This is a genomic window from Streptacidiphilus sp. MAP5-3 (genome assembly GCF_041262505.1).
In the GTDB taxonomy this organism is placed as follows: domain Bacteria; phylum Actinomycetota; class Actinomycetes; order Streptomycetales; family Streptomycetaceae; genus Streptacidiphilus.
Map to the genome: position 1 here is coordinate 1 of NZ_JBGCCL010000030.1, position 19,234 is coordinate 19,234.

The following is a 19,234-nucleotide window of genomic DNA, read 5'->3' on the forward strand; positions in this document are numbered from 1 at the left end:
CGGGCCCCCCCTCGGGGGGGGCGGGCTGCCCCGCCCCGCCCCGCCCCCCCCCCCCCGGGGGGGGCCCCGGGCCCCCCCCCCCCCGGGGCCCACCGCCGTTGGGAGTCGGCTCAGCTGCTGCCGGGCGCGTCGCTCGCAGAACCTGACGACCCCGACGAGCCCGCGCTGCCGCCGCCGGTGAGTGCGCCGGCGGAGAAGTCGGTGATGCTGGAGACGATCTGGTCCATCTCGGAGACGCTCGGGGCCTTGCTCGCGATGTCGAAGCCCATCCGCACGGCGACCAGCTTGTTCCCGGCCGTGTTCGGGAAGACGACGGTCTCCACCGTCCCGTTGTTGCCGACCTTGGCGTCCACCTGCCACCGGACCAGGTAACCGGAGCGGCCCGCGACGGTGACGGCCTTCTGCTCCAGGACCTGGTGGCCGGTGATGGCGGCGTAGGACTCCTTGGCAGCGGCGGAGATGTCCGTCTCGGCCGCGGCCTGCACGCCGGTGCTGACGGGAGTGCTCAGGGTCACACTGTCGACGCCCGCGAGGGAGCAGGAGTTGCTCGACCCCGCGCAGGTGTAGCTGCCGAAGTAGGCCGAGGCGTGGCCGTCCTGCGTCGTGCCGCCGGTCCAGCCGCTCGGGACCGGGAAGCTGATGCCGTCGACGACGTCGACCGCCGTGTTCGAACCGCTGCCGCCGGAGCCGCCCGTGCTCCCGCCCGAACCGCCGGTGCTGCCGCCGCCGCTGCTGCCGCCCGAACCGCCGGTGCTGCCGCCGCCGCTGCCGAACGGGTTGAGCCCGCCGCTGCCACCGGAACCGCCGTTGCCACCCTGACCGCCGTTGCCGTCCTGGGAGAACGGGCTGCTCGACGCGGTGGTCGACGCGTTGTCGTGGTGCATCACCAGGTACGTGCTGAGCGTGCCGAGGCCCGCGCCGACCAGGGCCGCCGCGACGCCCACGACCACCAGCGGGCGGCGAGGTCCGCGCGTGGGCGCGGCCGGGGGCTCACCGGAGATGAAGACCGTGGTCTCGTCGCTGCGGGTGCTGACGGTCCATTCGGAACCGTTCCACCAGCGTTCGCCGATGTGGTCGGGGTCGGCCGGCTTGGGGTCCGGATACCAGCCGGCTGGTGGGGGCGTCGTATCACTCACGTGGGCAACGTACCGTGCGGCCGATAAGCATCCGATCAGCTCCGCCTGTCGAGCCGTGCGCCGAGCCGTGCGCCGAGCCGTGCGCCGAGCCGTGCGCCGAGTCGTCGCGAACCGTCGCGAACCGTGCCGGCTCGCACCGCGTCGTGGCGCGTCTTCCCAGGTCAGGACAGACCGGGGCAGGCCGGACCGAGCGGTGCTCCAGGGCTGGGACGGGTCTTGACGTGCGCGGATATCGCCCGCAGATTGTGGCGCGAACGCCGAACCGCGGGAAGGACAGCGCCATGAGGGGTACCAGCAGATCGGATCAGCTCGGGCGCTGGGGTCGCGTCGTGCTGGGCGTGTGCGCCGGGGTGTTCCTGGGCGCGGGGCTGCCGCTGTTCCAGCTCGCGTCGGAGGACGGCGGGTTCGGGACGCCGATGGCGCGGGGGCAGGAGGAGCTGGTCCTGGTCGAGCTGGTCGCCGTCCTCGCGGTGCTGGCGCTGCGTCCGCTGCTGGCGCGGGTTCCCCGTGCCCGCCTGCCCTACGGGCCCGTGCCGGTGCTGGCGTTGGCGTTCGTCGTGGTCTGCGCGGCGGTGCAGTGGCAGGAGTTCGGCTTCGCCGACGCGTCGACGCTCGACACGCTGCTCGGCATCAGCGACCGGGCCAAGGAGATGCTGCCGGGCCTGCTCGCGGGCTGGTGGCTGCTGCGCGGGAACCGTCGTGCGAGCTTCCCCACGACGATTCCCGCGCAGCGGGACGAGTCGGTCATCGAGCTCACCCTCGAACCCTTCGAGGTGCTGACCGAGCGCGGCTGAGACCCCGACCGGCCCGCCACGTTCTCCTGGGTCTCCTACAGCGGGGTGACGTACGCGCCGGAGATCCCGCCGTCGACCAGGAACTCGCTGGCGGTGATGAACGCGGAGTCGTCGCTGGCCAGGAACGCGACCGCGGCGGCGATCTCCTCGGCGTGCGCGAACCGTCCGACCGGGATGTGGACCAGACGGCGCGCGGCGCGCTCCGGGTCCTTGGCGAACAGCTCCTGCAGCAGCGGCGTGTTCACCGGTCCCGGGCAGAGCGCGTTGACGCGGATCCCCTCGCGGGCGAACTGGACGCCCAGCTCGCGGGACATCGCCAGGACCCCACCCTTGGAGGCGGTGTAGGAGATCTGCGAGGTGGCCGCGCCCATCTTGGCCACGAAGCTGGCCGTGTTGATGATCGAGCCCTTGCCCTGCCGCTGCATGTACGGCAGCGCCGCCTTGCAACAGAGGTAGACCGAGGTCAGGTTGACCTCCTGGACGCGGCGCCAGGCGTCGATGCCGGTGGTGAGGATGGAGTCGTCGTCGGGCGGCGAGATGCCCGCGTTGTTGAAGGCGACGTCGACGCTGCCGTAAGTGTCGAAGGCGGCCTTGAACAGCGCCTCGACCTGCTCGGCGTCGGTGACGTCGACCTTGACGAAGAGTCCGCCGACCTCCTCGGCGGCGGCCTTTCCGGCCGTCTCGTCGATGTCCGCGCAGACGACGTTCGCGCCCTCGGACGCCAGCCGGCGGGCGGTGGCCAGGCCGATCCCGGAGCCCGCGCCGGTGACGACGGCGGTCCGGCCGACCAGACGACGGCAGACCGGCGCGGCCTGCTGCTCCTCGTGCTGAGTGGTGGTCACCACGTGTCTCCTGTCTTCCTATTCCTCGGTGCTGATGAAGACGTTCTTGGTCTCGGTGAAGTGCGCCAGTGCGTCCGGGCCGAGCTCACGGCCGAGGCCGGACTCGCCGAAGCCGCCGAAGGGCGTCCAGTAGCGGACCGAGCTGTGCGAGTTGACGGACAGGTTGCCCGCGTTGACGCCGCGCGCCATCCGCACCGCGCGGCCGATGTCGCGCGTCCAGATCGAGCCGGAGAGCCCGTAGCGGGTGGCGTTGGCCAGCCGCAGCGCGTCGGCCTCGTCGGTGAAGGGGAGGACCACGGCGACCGGCCCGAAGATCTCCTCGGTGGCGGCGCGGCAGCCCTCGTCCTCGGGCGCGAGCAGCGTCGGCGCCTGCCAGAAGCCGGGGCCCTCCGGGGCCTTGCCGCGGGCCAACACCGGGACGTCGTCGGTGAGGTAGGAGCGGACCCGTTCGCGCTGGACGGCGGAGATCAGCGGGCCCATCTCGGTCGCCGCGTCGCGCGGGTCGCCGACGCGGACCGCCTCGATCGCGGGCGCGACCAGCGCGAGGAAGTCGTCGTAGACCTCGCGCTGGACCAGGATCCGGGTTCGGGCACAGCAGTCCTGGCCGCTGTTGTCGAGGAACGACATCGGCGCGGCGGCGGCGGCGCGCTGCAGGTCGGCGTCGGCGAAGACGATGTTGGGGCTCTTTCCGCCGAGTTCGAGGGTGACCCGCTTCAGGCCCGCGGCGCAGCGGGACATGATCCCCTTGCCGACCGGGGTGGAGCCGGTGAAGACGATCTTCCGTACGCCGGGGTGGTCGACGATCGCCTGCCCGGTGATCCGCCCGTGGCCGGGCAGCACCTGGAACAGGCCCTCGGGCAGACCGGCCGCCAGCGCGATGTCCCGCAGCAGCAGCGCGGTCAGCGGGGTGGTCTCGGCCGGCTTGAGCAGCACCGAGTTCCCGGCCGCCAGCGCGGGCGCGAAGCCCCAGGCGGCGATCGGCATCGGGAAGTTCCACGGCGCGATCACCCCGACGACGCCGAGCGGCTCGTGGAAAGTGACGTTCAGGCCGCCCGCGACCGGGATCTGACGGCCGATCAGCCGCTCGATGCCGCCTGCCGCGTACTCCAGCAGGTCACGGGCGTTGCCCGCCTCCCAGCGGGCGTTGCCGAGGGTGTGTCCGGCCTCGGTGACCTCCAGGTCGGCCAGCTCGTCGATCCGCGCGTCGACGCCGTCGGCGAAGCGGCGCAGCAGGCGCGCCCGGTCGCCGGGGGCGAGCGCGGCCCACGACTGCTGGGCCTTGGCCGCGCGTTCGACGGCGACGGCCACCTGTTCGGGTGAAACGGCCGGGATCTCCGCGACAACCTCTTCCGTCGCGGGGTTCAATACCGTCAGAGATTCGGGGAGATCGCGAAGTTCGGGAAGATCGGGAATTTCGGGAAGTTCGGGGAGCGAAGCAGTCCTGGCATTCACGGGGCGGCTCACATGCGCTCGAAGGAGCGGTAGCGCTCCCAGTCGGTGACGGCGGTGTCGAAGGCGTCCTGCTCCACCTGGGCCATGGTCAGGTAGTGCTGGACGACGTCAGGACCGAAGGCGGCCTTGGCGAGTTCGCTGCCGGCCCAGAGCTCGGCGGCCTCACGCAGGGTCGTCGGCAGGTGGGCGTAGTCGGCGGAGTAGGCGTTGCCGGTGCACGGTTCGGGCAGTTCCAGGCGCTGTTCGATGCCGTGCAGTCCGGCCGCGATCATGCCCGCGATGGCGAGATAGGGGTTGACGTCGCCGCCTGGCGCGCGGTTCTCGAAGCGCAGCGAGGGCCCGTGGCCGACGACGCGGAGCGAACAGGTGCGGTTGTCGGGGCCCCAGGCCACGGCGGTCGGCGCGAAGGAGCCCGGCCGGTACCGCTTGTACGAGTTGATGTTGGGTGCGTAGAGGAGCGTCAGCTCGCGCATGGCCGCCAGCTGACCGGCGAGGAAGTGCCGCATCAGCGGGGACATGTGCCCGCTGCCGTCGGCGAAGGCCGGGCTGCCGTCGGCGTCGCGCAGCGAGAGGTGGATGTGGCAGCTGTTGCCCTCGCGCTCGTCGTACTTGGCCATGAAGGTGAGCGCCATGCCCTCCTGGGAGGCGATCTCCTTGGCGCCGGTCTTGTAGACGCTGTGCTGGTCACAGGTGGTCAGCGCACGGTCGTAGCGGAAGGCGATCTCGTGCTGCCCGAGATTGCACTCGCCCTTGGCGGACTCCACGACGAGCCCGGCGGCGCCCATCTCGTTGCGGATCCGGGCCAGCAGCGGCTCGATCCGGGCGGTGGCGAGGAGGGAGTAGTCGGCGTTGTACTGGTTGGCCGGGGTCAGCGTGCGGTAGCCGCGTTCCCAGGCCTGTTCGTAGGTGTCGCGGAAGACGATGAACTCGAGCTCGGTGCCCGCCCAGGCGGTCAGTCCGCGCTCGGCGAGGCGGTCCAGCTGTCGCTTGAGGATCTGCCGGGGTGAGGCGGCGACGGGCGTGCCGTCCTCCCAGGTCAGGTCGGCGGTGACCAGCGCGGTTCCCGGCTGCCAGGGCAGCCGGCGGAGCGTGTCGAAGTCCGGGCGGAACACGAAGTCGCCGTAGCCGGTCTCCCAGGAGGCCATGGTGTAGCCGGGCACGGTGTTGAGCTCGACGTCCACGGCGAGCAGGTAGGCGCAGCCCTCGCTGCCGTGGGCGACCACCTCGTCGAGGAAGTGGCCGGCCGCGAAGCGCTTGCCCTGAAGCCTGCCCTGCATGTCGGTGAAGGCGAGGGCTACGGTGTGGATCTCTCCTGACGCGACGAGGCCACGGAGCGCCTCCAGGGTCAGGGGCGCTTGCAGGGGCGCCTGAGAAGTCATGGGTGGTGCCTCCGGGTGCATGGGGACATGTGGACCGGGTCGGGCGCCTTAAAGGTATGGCCTTGTACCATTGAAAGGGAAGGGGGTGCCATGATCGAAAAAGACGTGTCCACCGACGCTGGCTCCAGGGCCTCGGGCGACGGCGCATCCGTCGTCGACGCCTACGCGGCCGTGCTGCGTCCGGTTCGCTCCGGCAACACCTTTGAGGAGACGGTCCAGAAGGTGCTGCAGCTGGTCCGGTTGGGCCTGGTCCCGGTCGGCGAGCGGTTGCCGCCCGAGCGCGAGCTCGCGGAACGGCTCCAGATCAGCCGGGTGACGCTGCGTGAGGCGCTCAAGGTGCTGCAGGACGCGGGGGTGCTGGAGGTCCGCCGCGGCCGGTACGGGGGCGCGTTCGTCCGCCAGCCCGTCGCCGCGCCGTCCGCCGCCGAGGGCGACGGCGAGCAACTGCGGCGCCGCGCCGAGGAGTTGGGCGACCAGCTGGAGGACACCCTGCTCTTCCGCGAGGTCCTGGAGGTCGGCGCGGCCGAGCTGTGCGCGGCACGCCGCCCCATCGGCGCCGAGGCCGAGCTGCTGCGCGAGCTGCTCACCGCCACCGGCGAGGCCTCACTCGACGAGTACCGGCGGGTGGACACCCGGCTGCACCTGGCCGTCGCCGAGCTCAGCGGCTCCCCCTCCGTGGCCGCGCACTACGCGACGGTGCGCGCCACCGTCAACGAGCTACTCGACTGCATACCGCTGCTGCCGCCCAACCTGGACCACTCCCAATGCCAGCACGAGCAGCTGGTCGAGGCGATCCTGGCGGGCGACCAGGACCGCGCCCGCGCCGCGATGCGCGAACACCTCGCCGGCACGGCCGCACTGCTGCGCGGCTTCCTCGCCTGACCACCTCTGCTTCCCAGCCTGCCCGCCTTTGCTGCCTCCCCCGACTGCCTCTGCTTCTCCGCTTCCCTTCCGTTCACCTTTCCGTACAGCTTTTCGTACAGCTTCCGTCCCTGCCCCTCACTCCGGAGGTCTCCGTGCCCCGCCCGCTGATCGGCATCACCACCTATCTGAACTCCGCCAGTTGGGGAGTCTGGCGGGACACCCCCGCCGATCTGCTGCCCAGGCGCTACGCCGAGTTCATCCAGGCGGGCGGCGGTCTGGTCGCCATGCTCCCGCCCGACGACCACCCGGACGCGGCAGCCGAGGCGGTCGCCCGGCTGGACGGCCTGATCATCGCCGGTGGACCCGACGTTGCCCCGGCCCGCTACGGCGCGGTCGCCGACCCGCACACACAGGCCCCCACCCCCGACTCCCTCACCCGCGATGCCTGGGAACTCGCGCTGATCCGCGCGGCCCTCGACCGCGAGCGACCGCTGCTGGGCATCTGCCGCGGCATGCAACTCCTCAACGTCGCCCTCGGCGGCGACCTGACGCAGCATCTGCCGAACCTCATCGGCGGCAATCTGGAGCACTCCCCCGCTCCGGGCCGCTACGGCCACCACACCGTCAACGCCGTCGACGGCACTCGCACCGCAACCATCCTCGGCACCGACGCCCTCACTGTTCCCACCTACCACCACCAGGCCGTCGCCACCCTCGGCCACGGCCTCCGTCCCTCCGCCCACGCAGACGACGGCACGGTCGAGGCGGTGGAGGGCGGGGGCCAATCCTTCCTCCTCGCCGTCCAGTGGCACCCGGAGCAGGACGACGACGCCCGCCTCACCGCCGCCCTGGTCCACGCCTCCGCCCGGGTCCACGCCGCGAGCTGACTGGCCGGCGGTGCGCCGATGGTGCGCCGACGGCGCGATCTGATCGCACCACCCCTGGTCGAAAGACCCGGGCCCGGCAAGACTGTCCGCATGCCGACGAACCCGCAGCAGCCCCATGGGGCAACGCCGTTCCACGACCTCGACGCCTTCCTCGCGATCCCGCGCATCGGCGGGCTCGCGCTCTCACCCGACGGATCGCGCCTGGTCACGACCGTGTCGGAACTCTCCTCCGACCGGACCCGGTCCATCTCCGCGCTGTGGGAGCTCGACCCGGAGGGCGAACGGCCCGCGAGGCGGTTGACCCGGTCCGACAAGGGCGAGTCCGCGCCCGCCTTCCGAGCGGACGGCGCGCTGCTGTTCCTCTCCGGCCGGGCGCAGCCCGACGCACCGAAGGGCGAGCCGGAGGTGAAGACGGCCACGCTGTGGGCGCTGCCCGCCGACGGCGGCGAGGCGGAGCGGATCCTGCACCCTGCCGCCGGGGTCGACTCGTTCGCGACGGCGCGGTCGGGTGGTCGGATCGCCTACCTCTCCCCCCGGCTCCCCGGCGCGGTCGACGCCGAGTCGGACGCCGCGCTGCGCAAGGCGCGTGACGAGGCGAAGGTCAGCGCCGTACTGCACGAGGACGCGATCGTGCGCTACTGGGACCACGACCTCGGCCCCGGTCGCCCGCACGTCATCACCGCCTCGGACACCGCCCCCGCCGAGGCGCCGGTGGACTGCGGTTCCTCGAACGCCTTCGAGCCCGCCGTCGTGATCTCCCCCGACGGCTCGCTCGTCGCCTGGACCGCGCTCAGCGGCGGCCACCCGGACACCACCACCGAAGTGATCGTCGTCTCCGACGCGGTGACCGGCAAGGAGCTGCGGCGGATTCACGTCGACGGCGTCTCCTTCACGTCCGCGCTCTTCACCCCCGACTCGCGCGGGCTGGTCTGCCTGCGCTCACTCAACTCCTCCTGGGAGAAGAGCCACGAGGCCACGCTATGGTACTTCACCGACGCCACCGACCCCCTCGACGCGGGCCGCGACCTGCTGCCGGACTTCCCGCACTGGCCGGGAAACGTCGCCGTCTCCCCCGTCCCGGGGCGGGACGGGGCACCGGTCGTCTTCTTCACCGCCGACACGGAGGGCCGTTCGCCGATCTACCGGCTCGACACCGCCGACACCGGCAACTCCGGCAACACCGCCACGCGCAATGGCACAGGCAACGGCAACCGCAGCGGCACCCCGACCCGCCTGACGCTGTCGGGCGCCTACACCAACCTGACCGTCTCCCCGGACGGGACGACGCTCTACGCGCTGCGCGCCGCGGTCGACAGCCCGCCGACCCCCGTCCGCCTGGACGCGCGGCGCGCCGACCAGGACGACCCGGCGGTCCTGCCCGCGCCCGGCCGGATCGCATCGGTCCCGGGCTCGCTGACCGAGGTCACCACCACCGCCGAGGACGGCACCCCGCTGCGCGCCTGGCTGGTCCTGCCGGAGGGCGCGTCGGCGGAGCGTCCGGCACCACTCCTGCTCTGGGTTCACGGCGGGCCGCAGATGAGCTGGAACTCCTGGACCTGGCGCTGGAACCCGTGGGTCGCGGCTGCGGCCGGCTACGCCGTCCTGCTGCCCGACCCGGCCCTCTCCACCGGCTACGGCCAGGAGATGCACGCCCGCGGCTGGGGTGACTGGGGCGGCAACCCGTTCACGGACGTGCTCGCCCTCACCGACGCCGCGCTGGAGCGCGACGACCTCGACGCGGAGCGGACCGCCATGATGGGCGGCTCGTTCGGCGGCTACATGGCCAACTGGATCGCGGGCCACACCGACCGGTTCAAGGCCATCGTCACCCACGCCGCCCTCTGGAACCTGTACTCGTTCAACGGCACCACCGACGCGACCGCCTGGTGGCGCAGGCACTTCGGCGACCCGCTGACCCGGCCGGAGCGGCTGGACTCCTCCTCCCCGCACTTCCACGCGGCGTCCATCCGGACCCCGATGCTGGTCGTCCACGGTGACAAGGACTACCGCGTCCCGATCGGCGAGGCACTGGCGCTCTGGTCGGACCTGGTCCGCTTCGAGGTCCCGGCGAAGTTCCTCTACTTCCCGGACGAGGGCCACTGGGTGCTCAAGCCCAACAACGCCAAGCTCTGGTACACCACCGTGCTGGCGTTCCTCGCCCACCACGTGCTGGGCGAGGAGTGGCGCCGCCCCGACCACGTCTGAGCCGGACGGCGCCAGGCGACCGACAGGGTGTCAGACGGTGTAGGTGACCCCGGTCAGCTCCTCCGACACCGACCACAGCCGTCGCTGTGCGTCGGTGTCGTGGGAGGCCCGGGTGGAGTTGACCCGCTTCGGCGCGCCGCGCATCTCCTGGAAACCGTCGGGTCCGTAGTACTCGCCGCCCTGCGCCTGCGGGTCGGTCGCGGCGCGCAGCGACGGCAACGCGCCGGCCACGGCGGGCTGGGCCAGCAGCGGCTCGACCAGAACCCGGTTGGCGGGCTGCAGGAACTGCGGCAGATGACGCGTCAGCTCGGTGCTGGAGTAGCCGGGGTGGGCGGCCAGCGCCACGGTCCGGACGTTCTCCGCGGCGGCGAGACGGCGCTGCAGCTCGTAGGTGAAGAGCAGGTTGGCCAGCTTGGACTGCCCGTAGGCGAGCACCCGGTTGTAGCTGCGCTCGGACTGCAGGTCGTCGAAGTTGACGCCGCGTCGGGCGAACTGGTGGGCCAGGCTGGCCACGACCACGATCCGCGAGTCGGGCACGTCGCGCAGCAGGTCGAGCACGAGCCCGGTGAAGGCGAAGTGCCCGAGGTGGTTGGTGCCGAGCTGCAGCTCGAAGCCGTCGGCGGTCCGGCCGTAGGGCGGGAACATCACCCCGGCGTTGTTGACCAGCAGGTCGACGCGCGGGTGCCGCTCGTGCAGTTCGTCCGCCGCCGACCGGACGGAGTCCAGCGACGCCAGGTCCAGCCGGAGCACCTCGGCCTTGCCATCGCCCTGCTGTCCGACCTCGGCGGCGGCCTGCTCGGCGCGCTGCGGATCGCGGCAGGCCATCACGACGGTCGCACCACGCGCGGCAAGGACCTTGGCGGTCTCCAGCCCGAGACCGCTGTTGGCGCCGGTGACGACGGCCACCCGGCCGCTCTGATCGGGTACGTCGGCTGCGCTCCAAGCCACGAAGGCCCTCCGAATCCGAGAGTCACAGAAAAGTAAACGCTGTAAACAACAGCCTTGTCCCGATCGTGCGCCTCCGCCGTGGGGGCTGTCAAGCGCCGAGGTCAGCGCCGCTCCCGCGAAGTGCAGTGGTGTCCGACCGCGACTGTCGGTGCCGTACGGCAAGATGAGCGTATGAGTCGAACCGCCCCCCGGCTGATGCTGCTGGACTCCGCGAGCCTCTACTTCCGCGCCTACTTCGGCGTTCCCGACTCCGTGCGGTCCCCGCAGGGCGAGCCGGTCAACGCGGTGCGCGGGCTGCTCGACTTCATCGCCCGCCTGGTCGCGGACCACGCCCCGGACCAGCTGGTCGCCTGCATGGACGCCGACTGGCGTCCTCAGTGGCGCGTCGACCTGATCCCGAGCTACAAGACCCACCGCCTCGCCCAGCCCGCCGACGAGGCGTCAGGCGACGCTTCCGGCGCGGCATCCGGCGCGGCATCCGGCGCGGAGGAGATCCCGGACACGCTCTCCCCGCAGGTCCCGGTCATCACCGCCGTCCTCGACGCCCTCGGCATCGCCCGGCTCGGCGTCCCCGACTACGAGGCCGACGACGTCATCGGCACCCTCACCACGCGCGCCACCGGACCGGTCGACGTGGTGACGGGTGACCGGGACCTCTTCCAGCTCGTGGACGACGCCCGGGGCGTCCGCGTGCTTTACCCGATCAAGGGCATGGGCACCCTCCAACTCACCGACAACGCCCAGCTGATGGAGAAGTACGGCGTCACCGGCGCCCGGTACGCCGACATGGCCGCCCTGCGCGGCGACCCCAGCGACGGTCTCCCCGGCGTCCCCGGCATCGGCGACAAGACCGCCGCCAAGCTCATCACCCAGTTCGGCGACCTCGCCGCGATCCAGGCGGCTGCCCTGGACCCCTCCGCCAAGCTCACCCCCACCCAACGCAAGCGCATCGCCGACGCCACCGGCTACCTCGCCGTCGCCCCCAAGGTCGTCCGCGTCGCCACCGACGTCCCCATCCCCACCGACCTCGACCCCACCCTCCCCACCGAACCCCGCGACCCCATGACCCTGGAAGAACTCGCCACCCGCTGGGGCCTCGGCGGCTCCCTCACCCGCGTCCTCGACGCCCTCGCCCAGAACGGAAATAGGACCTGAGGATTCGCTTTTCCGGCGGGCGGACAATGAGTCAACTCACGGGATAGCCATACACCGGTGGCGCGCTTGATGTGAGCCCCTCGAGGAGTGACTGCTTCACCCGGAGGTGTAAGCCGTCCGGCGCGAGGCGGCTGGTGGAGCCGTCACAAGAGGCCGGCGAGCGGTTCGCCGATGCGGATGCGCCATGCGGGGATGCGGACCGTGCGGACGACGGTGCCAGGCTTGCGCCTTGGCCGCCGCTGGGCGCGCCGGTGAGCAGGTCCGCCCGGGTGTGGAGCAGCCATAGGTGACGTGCGAGGTCGTCCTGGTCGTGGGGGCCGGTGTCGATGAGGACGGCCATGTTGCCTTCGGGCGTGGTGATGATGAAGTCGCAGAGGTGCCCCATGACGGTGGTGGCGCGTTCACATGCTGACAGGCCCTCTGTGCGGAGCCGGGGTTGGAGGAGGTCCGCGAGGTGGGTGCGCTCATCGTCTTGGATGGCCGTGGGTGGGAGGTGCTCGTCGGCCGAGGCGGTGCAGTGCGCGGTGAGGATCTGAGGAAGGCCGCTGCGGGAGGCCCACAGGTCGCGGTGTCCGACGACAGCGAGGCGGGACTTGGCGCGGGTGATGGCCACGTTCCAGATCCGGGTCTGTTCGGCTACCCAGGTGATGCTGTCTGCGGGGCTGTCCGTGGTTGGGACCAGGCTGAGCACGACGGCGTCGAACTCCCCGCCCTGGACGGAGTGGATGGTGCCGACGTGGACTCTGCCCTTCGCACCCTGTAGTGCTTTCAGGCGCCGCTCAACTGCGCTTTTCTGGGCGTGGCACGGGTCGAGTGGATCGTGGGTCTGTCGCCTGGGACGCGGGGCTCGGCTGTGGCGTAGCGGAAGCCCGGGCGTGGGCTCGCCTGGGCCGGAGTTCCCCGCCGCACCGGCTGGGAAAAGCGCTGTCGGGCAAGTGAATCAAGGTGGTAGAACCACCGCTGTGCATAAGACTCTGGAGTTTTCCGATCTGCTGCGGCTGATCGACGAACGTGCGACCGCCTTCCGCGCCGTGATCGCCTCGGCGCCCAGCCTCGACGTGCAGGTGCCGACCTGCCCTGAGTGGACGCTGTTCGATCTGGCGCAGCACCTCGGCCAGGGGCGTCGTTTCCGGGCCGCCACCATCGCCGCGGGACCTGCCGACGCTCCCCCGGCCGAGGCCGTCGCCGAGAGCACTGTGCCGGCCCCCCGGGAGCGCGATGAGCTGCTGGCCTGGTCGGCCGCAACGACGCAGCAGTTGCTGGACGCGTTGCTGGCGGCTGACCCGGACGGCAGTTGCTGGACCGGGTGGGGTCTCACGCAGGTGACGGACACCTGCGGTTCCGTCGCCCGGCACCAGATCCTGGAGATCGCGGTGCACACGTACGACGCTCAGGTCGCCGTGGGCGCACCGCAGCCGCTGCCGACCGAGGTGGCACTCGACGGTGTCGAGGAGGACCTGTTCATCAGCTGCTTCACGACGAGCGCCTGGCCGCACAAGCCCACCGCCTTCGACTTCCACGCCACCGAGGGCCGCTCCTGGCGCCTCACGGTCGACGGCGACGGTGCACGGACCACTCGGCTGCCCGCTACCGGCGAGGACCCGGACGCGGCCGGTCTCTCCATTGGCGGCACCGCCAGTGATCTGGTCCTCTACCTGTACCAACGCATTTCGGTGGACTCCCTGCAACTCGACGGGGACCTGGAGCTGCTCGACCTGTTCCACGCCTGGGAACCGGAGGACTGAGCGTCACGACACGCCACCGCGTACAAACGGGCCGCCTGAATCGCGAACGGTCTCGTACCGAACGGCCGCGGTCTCACCGGATGATCGATTCCAACGGGTCCAGGGGTAGAACGTCAGCGTGACGATGTGCCGTATGGCTGGAAAGAAATAGGTCGCGGCGGCGTTGATGGGCCCCTACCGTCACCTCCCATGAAGCTGCTCTCCGTCAATGTCGGCAGGCCCCGGCCCAACCCGTGGAACGGCCTGAGCGCGACGGGCATCGACAAGCAGCCCGTCAACGGTCCAGTCCCCGTCACCGCACCTGGACCGAAGGGCACCGGTGAGGTCGGTCTCCTTGGCGATCGAGTGTACGACGTGAAGCACCACGGCGGAGTCGACCAGGCCGTCTACGCCTACGCGCGCGAGGACCTCGACGGCTGGGAGGCCGAGTTGGGCAGGCCGCTTCACAACGGTGTCTTCGGGGAGAACCTCACAAGCCTGGGCCTGGACGTCAACGGCGCCCTGATCGGTGAGCGTTGGCGGATCGGGTCGGACGTCGTCCTGGAGGTGTCGTGCGCGCGGATCCCGTGTGGCACCTTCCAGGGCTGGCTGGAGCGCGACGGCTGGATCAAGCGGTTCACGCAGGCCGCACGGCCCGGCGCGTATCTGCGCGTGATCGAGCCCGGCGATATCCGCGCTGCTGACCCGGTCGAGATCGTGCACCGGCCCGACCACGACGTGACCGTCGCGCTCGTCTTCCGTGCGATGACCCTGGAACCGGACCTGCTGCCGCGGCTGCTGGTCGCCGAGGCGCTGCCGTTGGAGGAGAAGGAGCTGGCCCGCAAGCGCTCCGCATAGACATCAGCTGCGGGGATCGCCCGCGCGGGCGAGGTGAGGGAGTCCAGCGTCGGTGTGTGTGAAGACAGAGTTGGACTCCCTCACGACCGCACTCTGGCCCAACGCCGGCTCGACGACGAGGACGCGAGTAGCCGACAGCCGAGAGCCCTCTGCCCCAGGCACCATGCGGGAAGACAGAGGGCTTCGTCGTGCCGCTTGTCAGTTCTGGGTGTCAGTCCTGCTCATCGGCATTCGCACCGGCGATCTCACGAACGGCGTCGCCGATGGCACCGGCGCCGCCGGTGAGGATCTTGCCGTGCCCGGTCGGCACTTTGGCACTGATTTTGAGGTTTGCGTTCTTCGCGAGCACCGGCTCGATGGAGGCCCGCACCTGCTCCATCTCCTCAGTGCTGGAGCCGATGTTGCCACCGGTGGCCAGCACGTACCGGACCTGGAAGGCCGCGCCCTCCAGCATCGGCCCGATGCCCGCGTTGATCTCGTTGTTCTCGATGCTGACGTCGGCGTGCTGCGCGGCGCTCATCCGCGCGGCCAGGCCCAGCGGACGCAGGATCCACATCATGGGCCGCATCCGGCCGAACAGCTTCCGGATCCGCGCCTGCGCCTCCGGCCCGGTGATACCGAAGGGCACCGCGCCGTCGATCGCGACCACACCCACGATCTTCGCGGGGTTCCGGTCGCCCCAGAACACGCCGGTCGGCGCGCCGTAGGACCACCCGACAAGGACAGGCTCTTCGACGTCCCGTGCCTTCAGGACCGCGTCGAGGCTGCGGATGCAGGCCTCGAAGGAGTAGTCCTTCGACGTCTTGGACTTGCCCCGGCCGCGCTCGTCGAAGCAGATGTGCCGGTAGCCGTCACCGAGGCCAGCGATCACGTACTTCCAGTACTTCATTCCAGCAAACGAGCCGTTCAGATAGACGACCACGGGGCCGGAGCCGCCGCTGTCGGTCACCCACAGCTCGGTGTCGTCTACTGGCACCATGCCTGACCAGGCGGAGATCGTGTCACTCACTATTCTGCCCCTCTCCCGTTCGACGTGCGTTCGGATCGGTGCATGGTGCTGCCGTGAGGGTGGGCGCGTTGCGCGCCTCGACAACTGTGTCAGTTTCCTGAGACCAGGAGCGGCTGTCCAGACATCCGGGACAGCGGCCGAGTCCCGGCGAGGCCGCAGCCCGTATGAGTCAAGGTCTCGCCGACCGTCGTGGCCGACGCGGCCCGTCCAGCCGCAGCACAGTTGACGTTGTCTCATTCACCGGAGATCGGGACCTCTTCCAGCTCGTCGACGACGCCCGGGGCGTCCGCGTGCCTTACCCGATCAAGGGCATGGGCACCCTCCAACTCACCGACAACGCCCAGCTGATGGAGAAGTACGGCGTCACCGGCGCCCAGTACGGCGTCACCCCAGTACGCCGACATGGCCGCCCTGCGGGGCGACCCGAGCGGCGGTCTCCCCGGCGTCCCGTCCGCGTCGCCACCGACGTCCCCATCCCCACCGACCTCGACCCACCCTCCCCACCGAACCCCGCGACCCCATGACCCTGGAAGAACTCGCCACCCGCTGCCGTGGAAGACCGCCCGGCCCTGCGGAGCGAGCGCCACAAGGGCGTCGGCGATGACGGCCTCGGCCTGTGGCGTGGCGTGACGGCCCGTGGCGTGACGGCGGCCAGCACACGGTGACCCTCGTCGGTCACGTGGTAGTCCACGATCCGGCCGCGCCCCGAGCCCCGTTCGACGAGCCCGCGGTCCTCCAGTCGCTGCAGCACCCGCTGAGCGTCTGGCCGGAAGACCGATGATCCAGACGGATCGGCATCCGCGTCCTGGCCTGCCGTGCGCCGCCTAGCTGCGTTCGAGGCGGCTGCGTTCGAGGCACTGCTTCAGCGTCGCCAGATTGGCCGGCATCTCCGTGCGAGCCTGACGGCGGACGACGAGCGGGACAAGGAGCCTGCCGATGCCGTGGCCTTCGAAGTCCACGGTGATGGTCAGCCGGGATCGATCAGCCGTCAGGGGCTCGACGGTGACGTCGACGGCCGCCCGGATGGGCCCGTCGATGCCTCGCACGCCCCAGGTCTTGGGCGGGTTGATGGGCACGACTTCGGCGGTGCTGGGACGGTTGGCGCCGCCGATGCGCCGGGTCGTCAGGCACCGGTCTCCTTCAGCGGGGGCGCCGGGGTGGTCCATGCGGCCGTCGATGACGCCCGCCTGCCATTCGTGGAAGCGAGTCGGGTCGACGGCGTAGGCGAACACGTCCTCGGCTGACCGGTCCACCTCGGTGCTGACCGTGATCGCAGACATTCAACTGCCCTCCGTGAACAGGGCCGCGTACCGCGCGAGGTACAGCGGCCATCCCTGGTCGTGGGCGATGCCGTCGCTGACGGCCTGCCAGCCGGGGCCGTGCCGGTCGATGTGGCGGTGCTCCAGCTCCACCCGGGTGCGGTGCGGGGTCTCGGCGACGAAGGTGACCTCGACCTCGCTGGTGTTGTCCGGGTCGGTCTCGATCTGCCACTGCGGGCTGATGTCCCAGCTGAACACCACCCGGTCCGGCGGCTCGAAGGCCAGGATGCGCGCCCAGCGGCACTCGCTGCCGTCGACGCCCCGGTCGTAGATGTGACCGCCGACCTTCGGTTCGAACACCGTCTCGGCGATCGCGACACCGAGCAGGTTGTGCTCCGGCGGCTTGAAGTCGCCGAACCGCTCGGTGAACACGGTGAAGGCCCGCTCGATCGGCGCCTGGACGACGATCTCCCTGTGGACCACGGCAGCCGCTGCTTGGGTCATGGCTTCTCCTCGGTCTGTTCCACGACGTCCTGATAGCTGTCCAGCGCGCGGTTCCAGAACGTCTCAAGCTGATCGCGCAGCGCGGCCACGCCCGCCGGATTGAGCCGGTAGACGCGGCGGGTGCCGACCGCGCGGTCGGTGACCAGCCCTGCCTCCTTGAGCACCTTCAGGTGCTGGGACACCGCCGGCCGACTGATCGGCAGCTCGTCGGCCAGCTCGCCGACGGCACGCGGCCGCTCCGCCAAACACGCGACTATGGAGCGCCTGGTGCGATCCCCCAAGGCGTCAAAGCCATCGCCAGCTCGGTAAGTATCCACGAACAGTAAGTTACGACTTACGGATGCTTCGAGTCAAGACCCGGGGGCCTGCGCGCAGGCCCCCGGCCAAGACCCCGGCCGAGACCCCGGCCAGCCGACCCGCCTCCGCGGCGGCCCTGGCCGCCCAGCCGCGACCCGGCGGTGTCCTCCAGGTCGAGGTCGGGTTGGCGACGGGCCCATTGCCCGCTCCGGCCCACGACCGCCACAGCGTGCGCCGGTGGATACCACCTCGCTCATGTGGGGTCATGTACCTGACGATTGCTCAATTTCTGCTTATGCTTCGAAGAGTGCTGGACTCACGCCATCTCGCCACCTTCCACGAAGTCGTACGGGCGGGCACGCTCTCCGCGGCGGCGCGGACCATGGGGTGCACGCAGCCGGCGGTCACGCAGCAGATCAAGGCCCTCGAGCGCAGCGTCGGTATGCCGCTCTTCGTCCGGGCCGGGCGCCGGCTGCGGCTGACCGAGGCAGGCGAGACGCTCGCGCGGCACACCGGCCTGATCCTCGGGCAGTTGTCGGCTGCGGAGCAGCAGCTCGGAGCCCTGGCCAGACTGCACGGCGGACGGGTGCGGATCTGCTCCTTCCCCAGCGCGAACGCCACCCTGGTGCCGGAGGCGATCGCACGCCTGCTGGCGGAACATCCGGGCATCCGGATCGAGTTGCAGGAGGACGAGCCTCCCGCTTCGCTGCGGCGCGTGCCGCAGGGCAGCTGCGACGTGGCGCTCGCGTTCAGCTATCCGGAGCTCCAGGCGAGCGACTCGGCGGAGCTGGTCGAGTTCCCGCTGATGGAGGACCCGGTCACCGCACTCCTGCCGGTCGGCCACCCGAGCGCGCGGCGGCACGTGGTCCGGCTGTCCGACCTGGCGTCGGAGCGCTGGATCGCGGGCTGCCCGCGGTGCCAGGCGCACCTGCTCCACACCTGCGCGGAGCAGGGGTTCGCGCCCGACATCGTCTTCGCCACCGACGACAACCTCGCGGTGCAGAACCTCGTCTCCGTCGGGGCCGGGGTCGCGCTGGTGCCCGCGCTGATGTTGGCCTTCCTCTGCCACGACCGGGTGACGGCACGTCCGGTGGAACCGCACTCCCGGCGCAGGATCGCGGCGTACGTGCTGCGCGACCACGTGCACGTGCCCGCGATCGGCCTGGTGCTCGACGTGCTCAAGCAGGTCGCCGACGCCCACAACCATTTCTGATGGTCGATAAGCAACGCTGTGCAGCACCCAACAGACCGTTCTTGGACGCGATCCACCGCGCGCTGCACTGTGAAGCGCGTGACTTCCTCCACCTCACGTAGCACCGAACGTCACGCTACAGGTCACGCTGAACGTGACACTGCACGTGACACTGAACGTGACTCGTCCGACCTCGGGACGCCGCCGTGGATCGACGACCTGGCCTCCGGCATCCACCGGGTGCTCCGACGCGGCCTGCCCCCGCTCCTGACCGCACGCCACGTGGCCGACCTGCTCGGACCGTTACTCGGCCGACCGGGCCTCCTCACCCCTGCCCAGGAGGCGGGAGATCCCCGGTCCTACCGTCAACACCTGCTGCACACCGGCCCCGAAGACGGGTTCTCCGTCGTCGCGCTGGTCTGGCTGCCGGGCCAGCACACCCCCGTCCACGACCATGTCTGCTGGTGCGTCGCGGGCGTCCATGAGGGCCAGGAGACCGAGCGGACCTATCGCCGGGCCCCCGGCGACCGGACCGGCCGACTGATCCCGGACGGGAGCGTGGTGAACCCGACCGGCGCGCTCTCCGCGCTCGCGCCGCCCGGCGACATCCACCGCGTCGGCAACACCGGTCCCGCAAAGGCGATCTCGCTCCACGTCTACGGGGCGGACCTCTCCCGGCTCGGTTCCAGCATCCGCCGGGTCTACCCGGAAGCGCCCGGTGGGATCTGA

Annotated in this window: 18 protein-coding genes and 2 pseudogenes; 10 read left to right on the forward strand and 10 right to left on the reverse strand. The window is 71.0% G+C overall.

The window, feature by feature from the left end; all coding sequences use genetic code 11:
* Positions 1-110: 110 nt before the first annotated feature.
* A complete protein-coding gene (locus tag ABH928_RS30320) occupies positions 111-1,136 on the reverse strand; it encodes a DUF2510 domain-containing protein (protein ID WP_370071846.1) in 1,026 nt (341 codons plus the stop codon).
* A gap of 281 nt (positions 1,137-1,417) precedes the next feature.
* Between ABH928_RS30320 and ABH928_RS30325 the strand changes: the two genes are divergently transcribed.
* Positions 1,418-1,930 carry a hypothetical protein gene (locus ABH928_RS30325; RefSeq protein WP_370071847.1) on the forward strand — a complete coding sequence of 171 codons (513 nt, stop codon included), beginning with the start codon at positions 1,418-1,420 and terminating at the stop codon, positions 1,928-1,930.
* A gap of 35 nt (positions 1,931-1,965) precedes the next feature.
* Here the strand turns inward: ABH928_RS30325 and ABH928_RS30330 are convergent, their stop codons facing one another.
* From ABH928_RS30330 to ABH928_RS30340, 3 genes are read right to left on the reverse strand one after another with little or no spacing between them, the layout of a single operon-like run.
* On the reverse strand, positions 1,966-2,772 hold the full coding sequence (locus ABH928_RS30330; protein ID WP_370071848.1) for a 3-oxoacyl-ACP reductase: 807 nt from the start codon (positions 2,770-2,772) through the stop codon (positions 1,966-1,968).
* Positions 2,773-2,790: 18 nt separating this feature from the next.
* Positions 2,791-4,185: an aldehyde dehydrogenase gene (locus tag ABH928_RS30335; protein WP_370071919.1), complete on the reverse strand. Its 1,395-nt coding sequence runs from the start codon at positions 4,183-4,185 to the stop codon at positions 2,791-2,793.
* Positions 4,186-4,232: 47 nt separating this feature from the next.
* Complete coding sequence (locus tag ABH928_RS30340; protein ID WP_370071849.1) at positions 4,233-5,603, reverse strand: glutamine synthetase family protein; 1,371 nt, start codon at positions 5,601-5,603, stop codon at positions 4,233-4,235.
* Positions 5,604-5,693: 90 nt separating this feature from the next.
* On the opposite strand from ABH928_RS30340, the gene ABH928_RS30345 reads away from it, so the two are divergent.
* The 3 genes from ABH928_RS30345 (at position 5,694) to ABH928_RS30355 (ending at position 9,559) form a co-directional block, all read left to right on the forward strand.
* The gene (locus tag ABH928_RS30345) at positions 5,694-6,485 is read left to right on the forward strand and encodes a FadR/GntR family transcriptional regulator (protein WP_370071850.1); all 792 of its coding nucleotides are present in this window, start codon (positions 5,694-5,696) and stop codon (positions 6,483-6,485) included.
* A gap of 134 nt (positions 6,486-6,619) precedes the next feature.
* Positions 6,620-7,354 (forward strand): gamma-glutamyl-gamma-aminobutyrate hydrolase family protein, encoded by a 735-nt coding sequence (locus ABH928_RS30350; protein WP_370071851.1) that lies wholly within the window; start codon positions 6,620-6,622, stop codon positions 7,352-7,354.
* A 90-nt stretch (positions 7,355-7,444) separates the two neighbouring features.
* A complete protein-coding gene (locus ABH928_RS30355; RefSeq protein ID WP_370071852.1) occupies positions 7,445-9,559 on the forward strand; it encodes an alpha/beta fold hydrolase in 2,115 nt (704 codons plus the stop codon).
* A 30-nt stretch (positions 9,560-9,589) separates the two neighbouring features.
* On the opposite strand, the gene ABH928_RS30360 is transcribed toward ABH928_RS30355, so the two are convergent.
* Complete coding sequence (locus ABH928_RS30360; protein WP_370071853.1) at positions 9,590-10,507, reverse strand: SDR family NAD(P)-dependent oxidoreductase; 918 nt, start codon at positions 10,505-10,507, stop codon at positions 9,590-9,592.
* A 195-nt stretch (positions 10,508-10,702) separates the two neighbouring features.
* Here ABH928_RS30360 and ABH928_RS30365 point away from each other — a divergent pair, with 195 nt between their 5' ends.
* Complete coding sequence (locus ABH928_RS30365) at positions 10,703-11,662, forward strand: 5'-3' exonuclease H3TH domain-containing protein (RefSeq protein WP_370071920.1); 960 nt, start codon at positions 10,703-10,705, stop codon at positions 11,660-11,662.
* Between the two features lie 31 nt (positions 11,663-11,693).
* Here ABH928_RS30365 and ABH928_RS30370 read toward each other — a convergent pair.
* A pseudogene (locus ABH928_RS30370) lies at positions 11,694-12,452 on the reverse strand (AAA domain-containing protein); the annotation flags it as partial.
* Positions 12,453-12,624: 172 nt separating this feature from the next.
* Here ABH928_RS30370 and ABH928_RS30375 point away from each other — a divergent pair.
* On the forward strand, positions 12,625-13,407 hold the full coding sequence (locus tag ABH928_RS30375) for a maleylpyruvate isomerase family mycothiol-dependent enzyme (RefSeq protein WP_370071854.1): 783 nt from the start codon (positions 12,625-12,627) through the stop codon (positions 13,405-13,407).
* A 189-nt stretch (positions 13,408-13,596) separates the two neighbouring features.
* Positions 13,597-14,244, forward strand: coding sequence for an MOSC domain-containing protein (locus ABH928_RS30380; protein ID WP_370071855.1), 648 nt, complete (start codon positions 13,597-13,599; stop codon positions 14,242-14,244).
* 211 nt (positions 14,245-14,455) lie between these two features.
* Here ABH928_RS30380 and ABH928_RS30385 read toward each other — a convergent pair whose 3' ends face one another.
* Complete coding sequence (locus ABH928_RS30385) at positions 14,456-15,223, reverse strand: alpha/beta fold hydrolase (RefSeq protein ID WP_370071856.1); 768 nt, start codon at positions 15,221-15,223, stop codon at positions 14,456-14,458.
* Positions 15,224-15,474: 251 nt separating this feature from the next.
* Between ABH928_RS30385 and ABH928_RS30390 the strand changes: the two are divergent.
* A pseudogene (locus tag ABH928_RS30390) lies at positions 15,475-15,724 on the forward strand (flap endonuclease); the annotation flags it as partial.
* Positions 15,725-16,077: 353 nt separating this feature from the next.
* On the opposite strand, the gene ABH928_RS30395 reads toward ABH928_RS30390, so the two are convergent.
* From ABH928_RS30395 to ABH928_RS30405, 3 genes are read right to left on the reverse strand one after another with little or no spacing between them, the layout of a single operon-like run.
* On the reverse strand, positions 16,078-16,533 hold the full coding sequence (locus ABH928_RS30395) for an SRPBCC family protein (protein WP_370071857.1): 456 nt from the start codon (positions 16,531-16,533) through the stop codon (positions 16,078-16,080).
* Positions 16,534-17,016: an SRPBCC family protein gene (locus tag ABH928_RS30400; RefSeq protein ID WP_370071858.1), complete on the reverse strand. Its 483-nt coding sequence runs from the start codon at positions 17,014-17,016 to the stop codon at positions 16,534-16,536.
* Complete coding sequence (locus tag ABH928_RS30405) at positions 17,013-17,333, reverse strand: ArsR/SmtB family transcription factor (RefSeq protein WP_370071859.1); 321 nt, start codon at positions 17,331-17,333, stop codon at positions 17,013-17,015. Before ABH928_RS30405 ends, ABH928_RS30400 begins: the two co-directional genes overlap by 4 nt.
* Before the next feature lie 287 nt (positions 17,334-17,620).
* Between ABH928_RS30405 and ABH928_RS30410 the strand changes: the two genes are divergently transcribed.
* Together ABH928_RS30410 and ABH928_RS30415 are read left to right on the forward strand one after the other, a co-directional pair.
* Positions 17,621-18,526, forward strand: a complete 906-nt coding sequence (locus ABH928_RS30410) for a LysR family transcriptional regulator (RefSeq protein ID WP_370071860.1) — start codon at positions 17,621-17,623, stop codon at positions 18,524-18,526.
* Positions 18,527-18,787: 261 nt separating this feature from the next.
* A complete protein-coding gene (locus ABH928_RS30415; RefSeq protein ID WP_370071861.1) occupies positions 18,788-19,234 on the forward strand; it encodes a cysteine dioxygenase in 447 nt (148 codons plus the stop codon).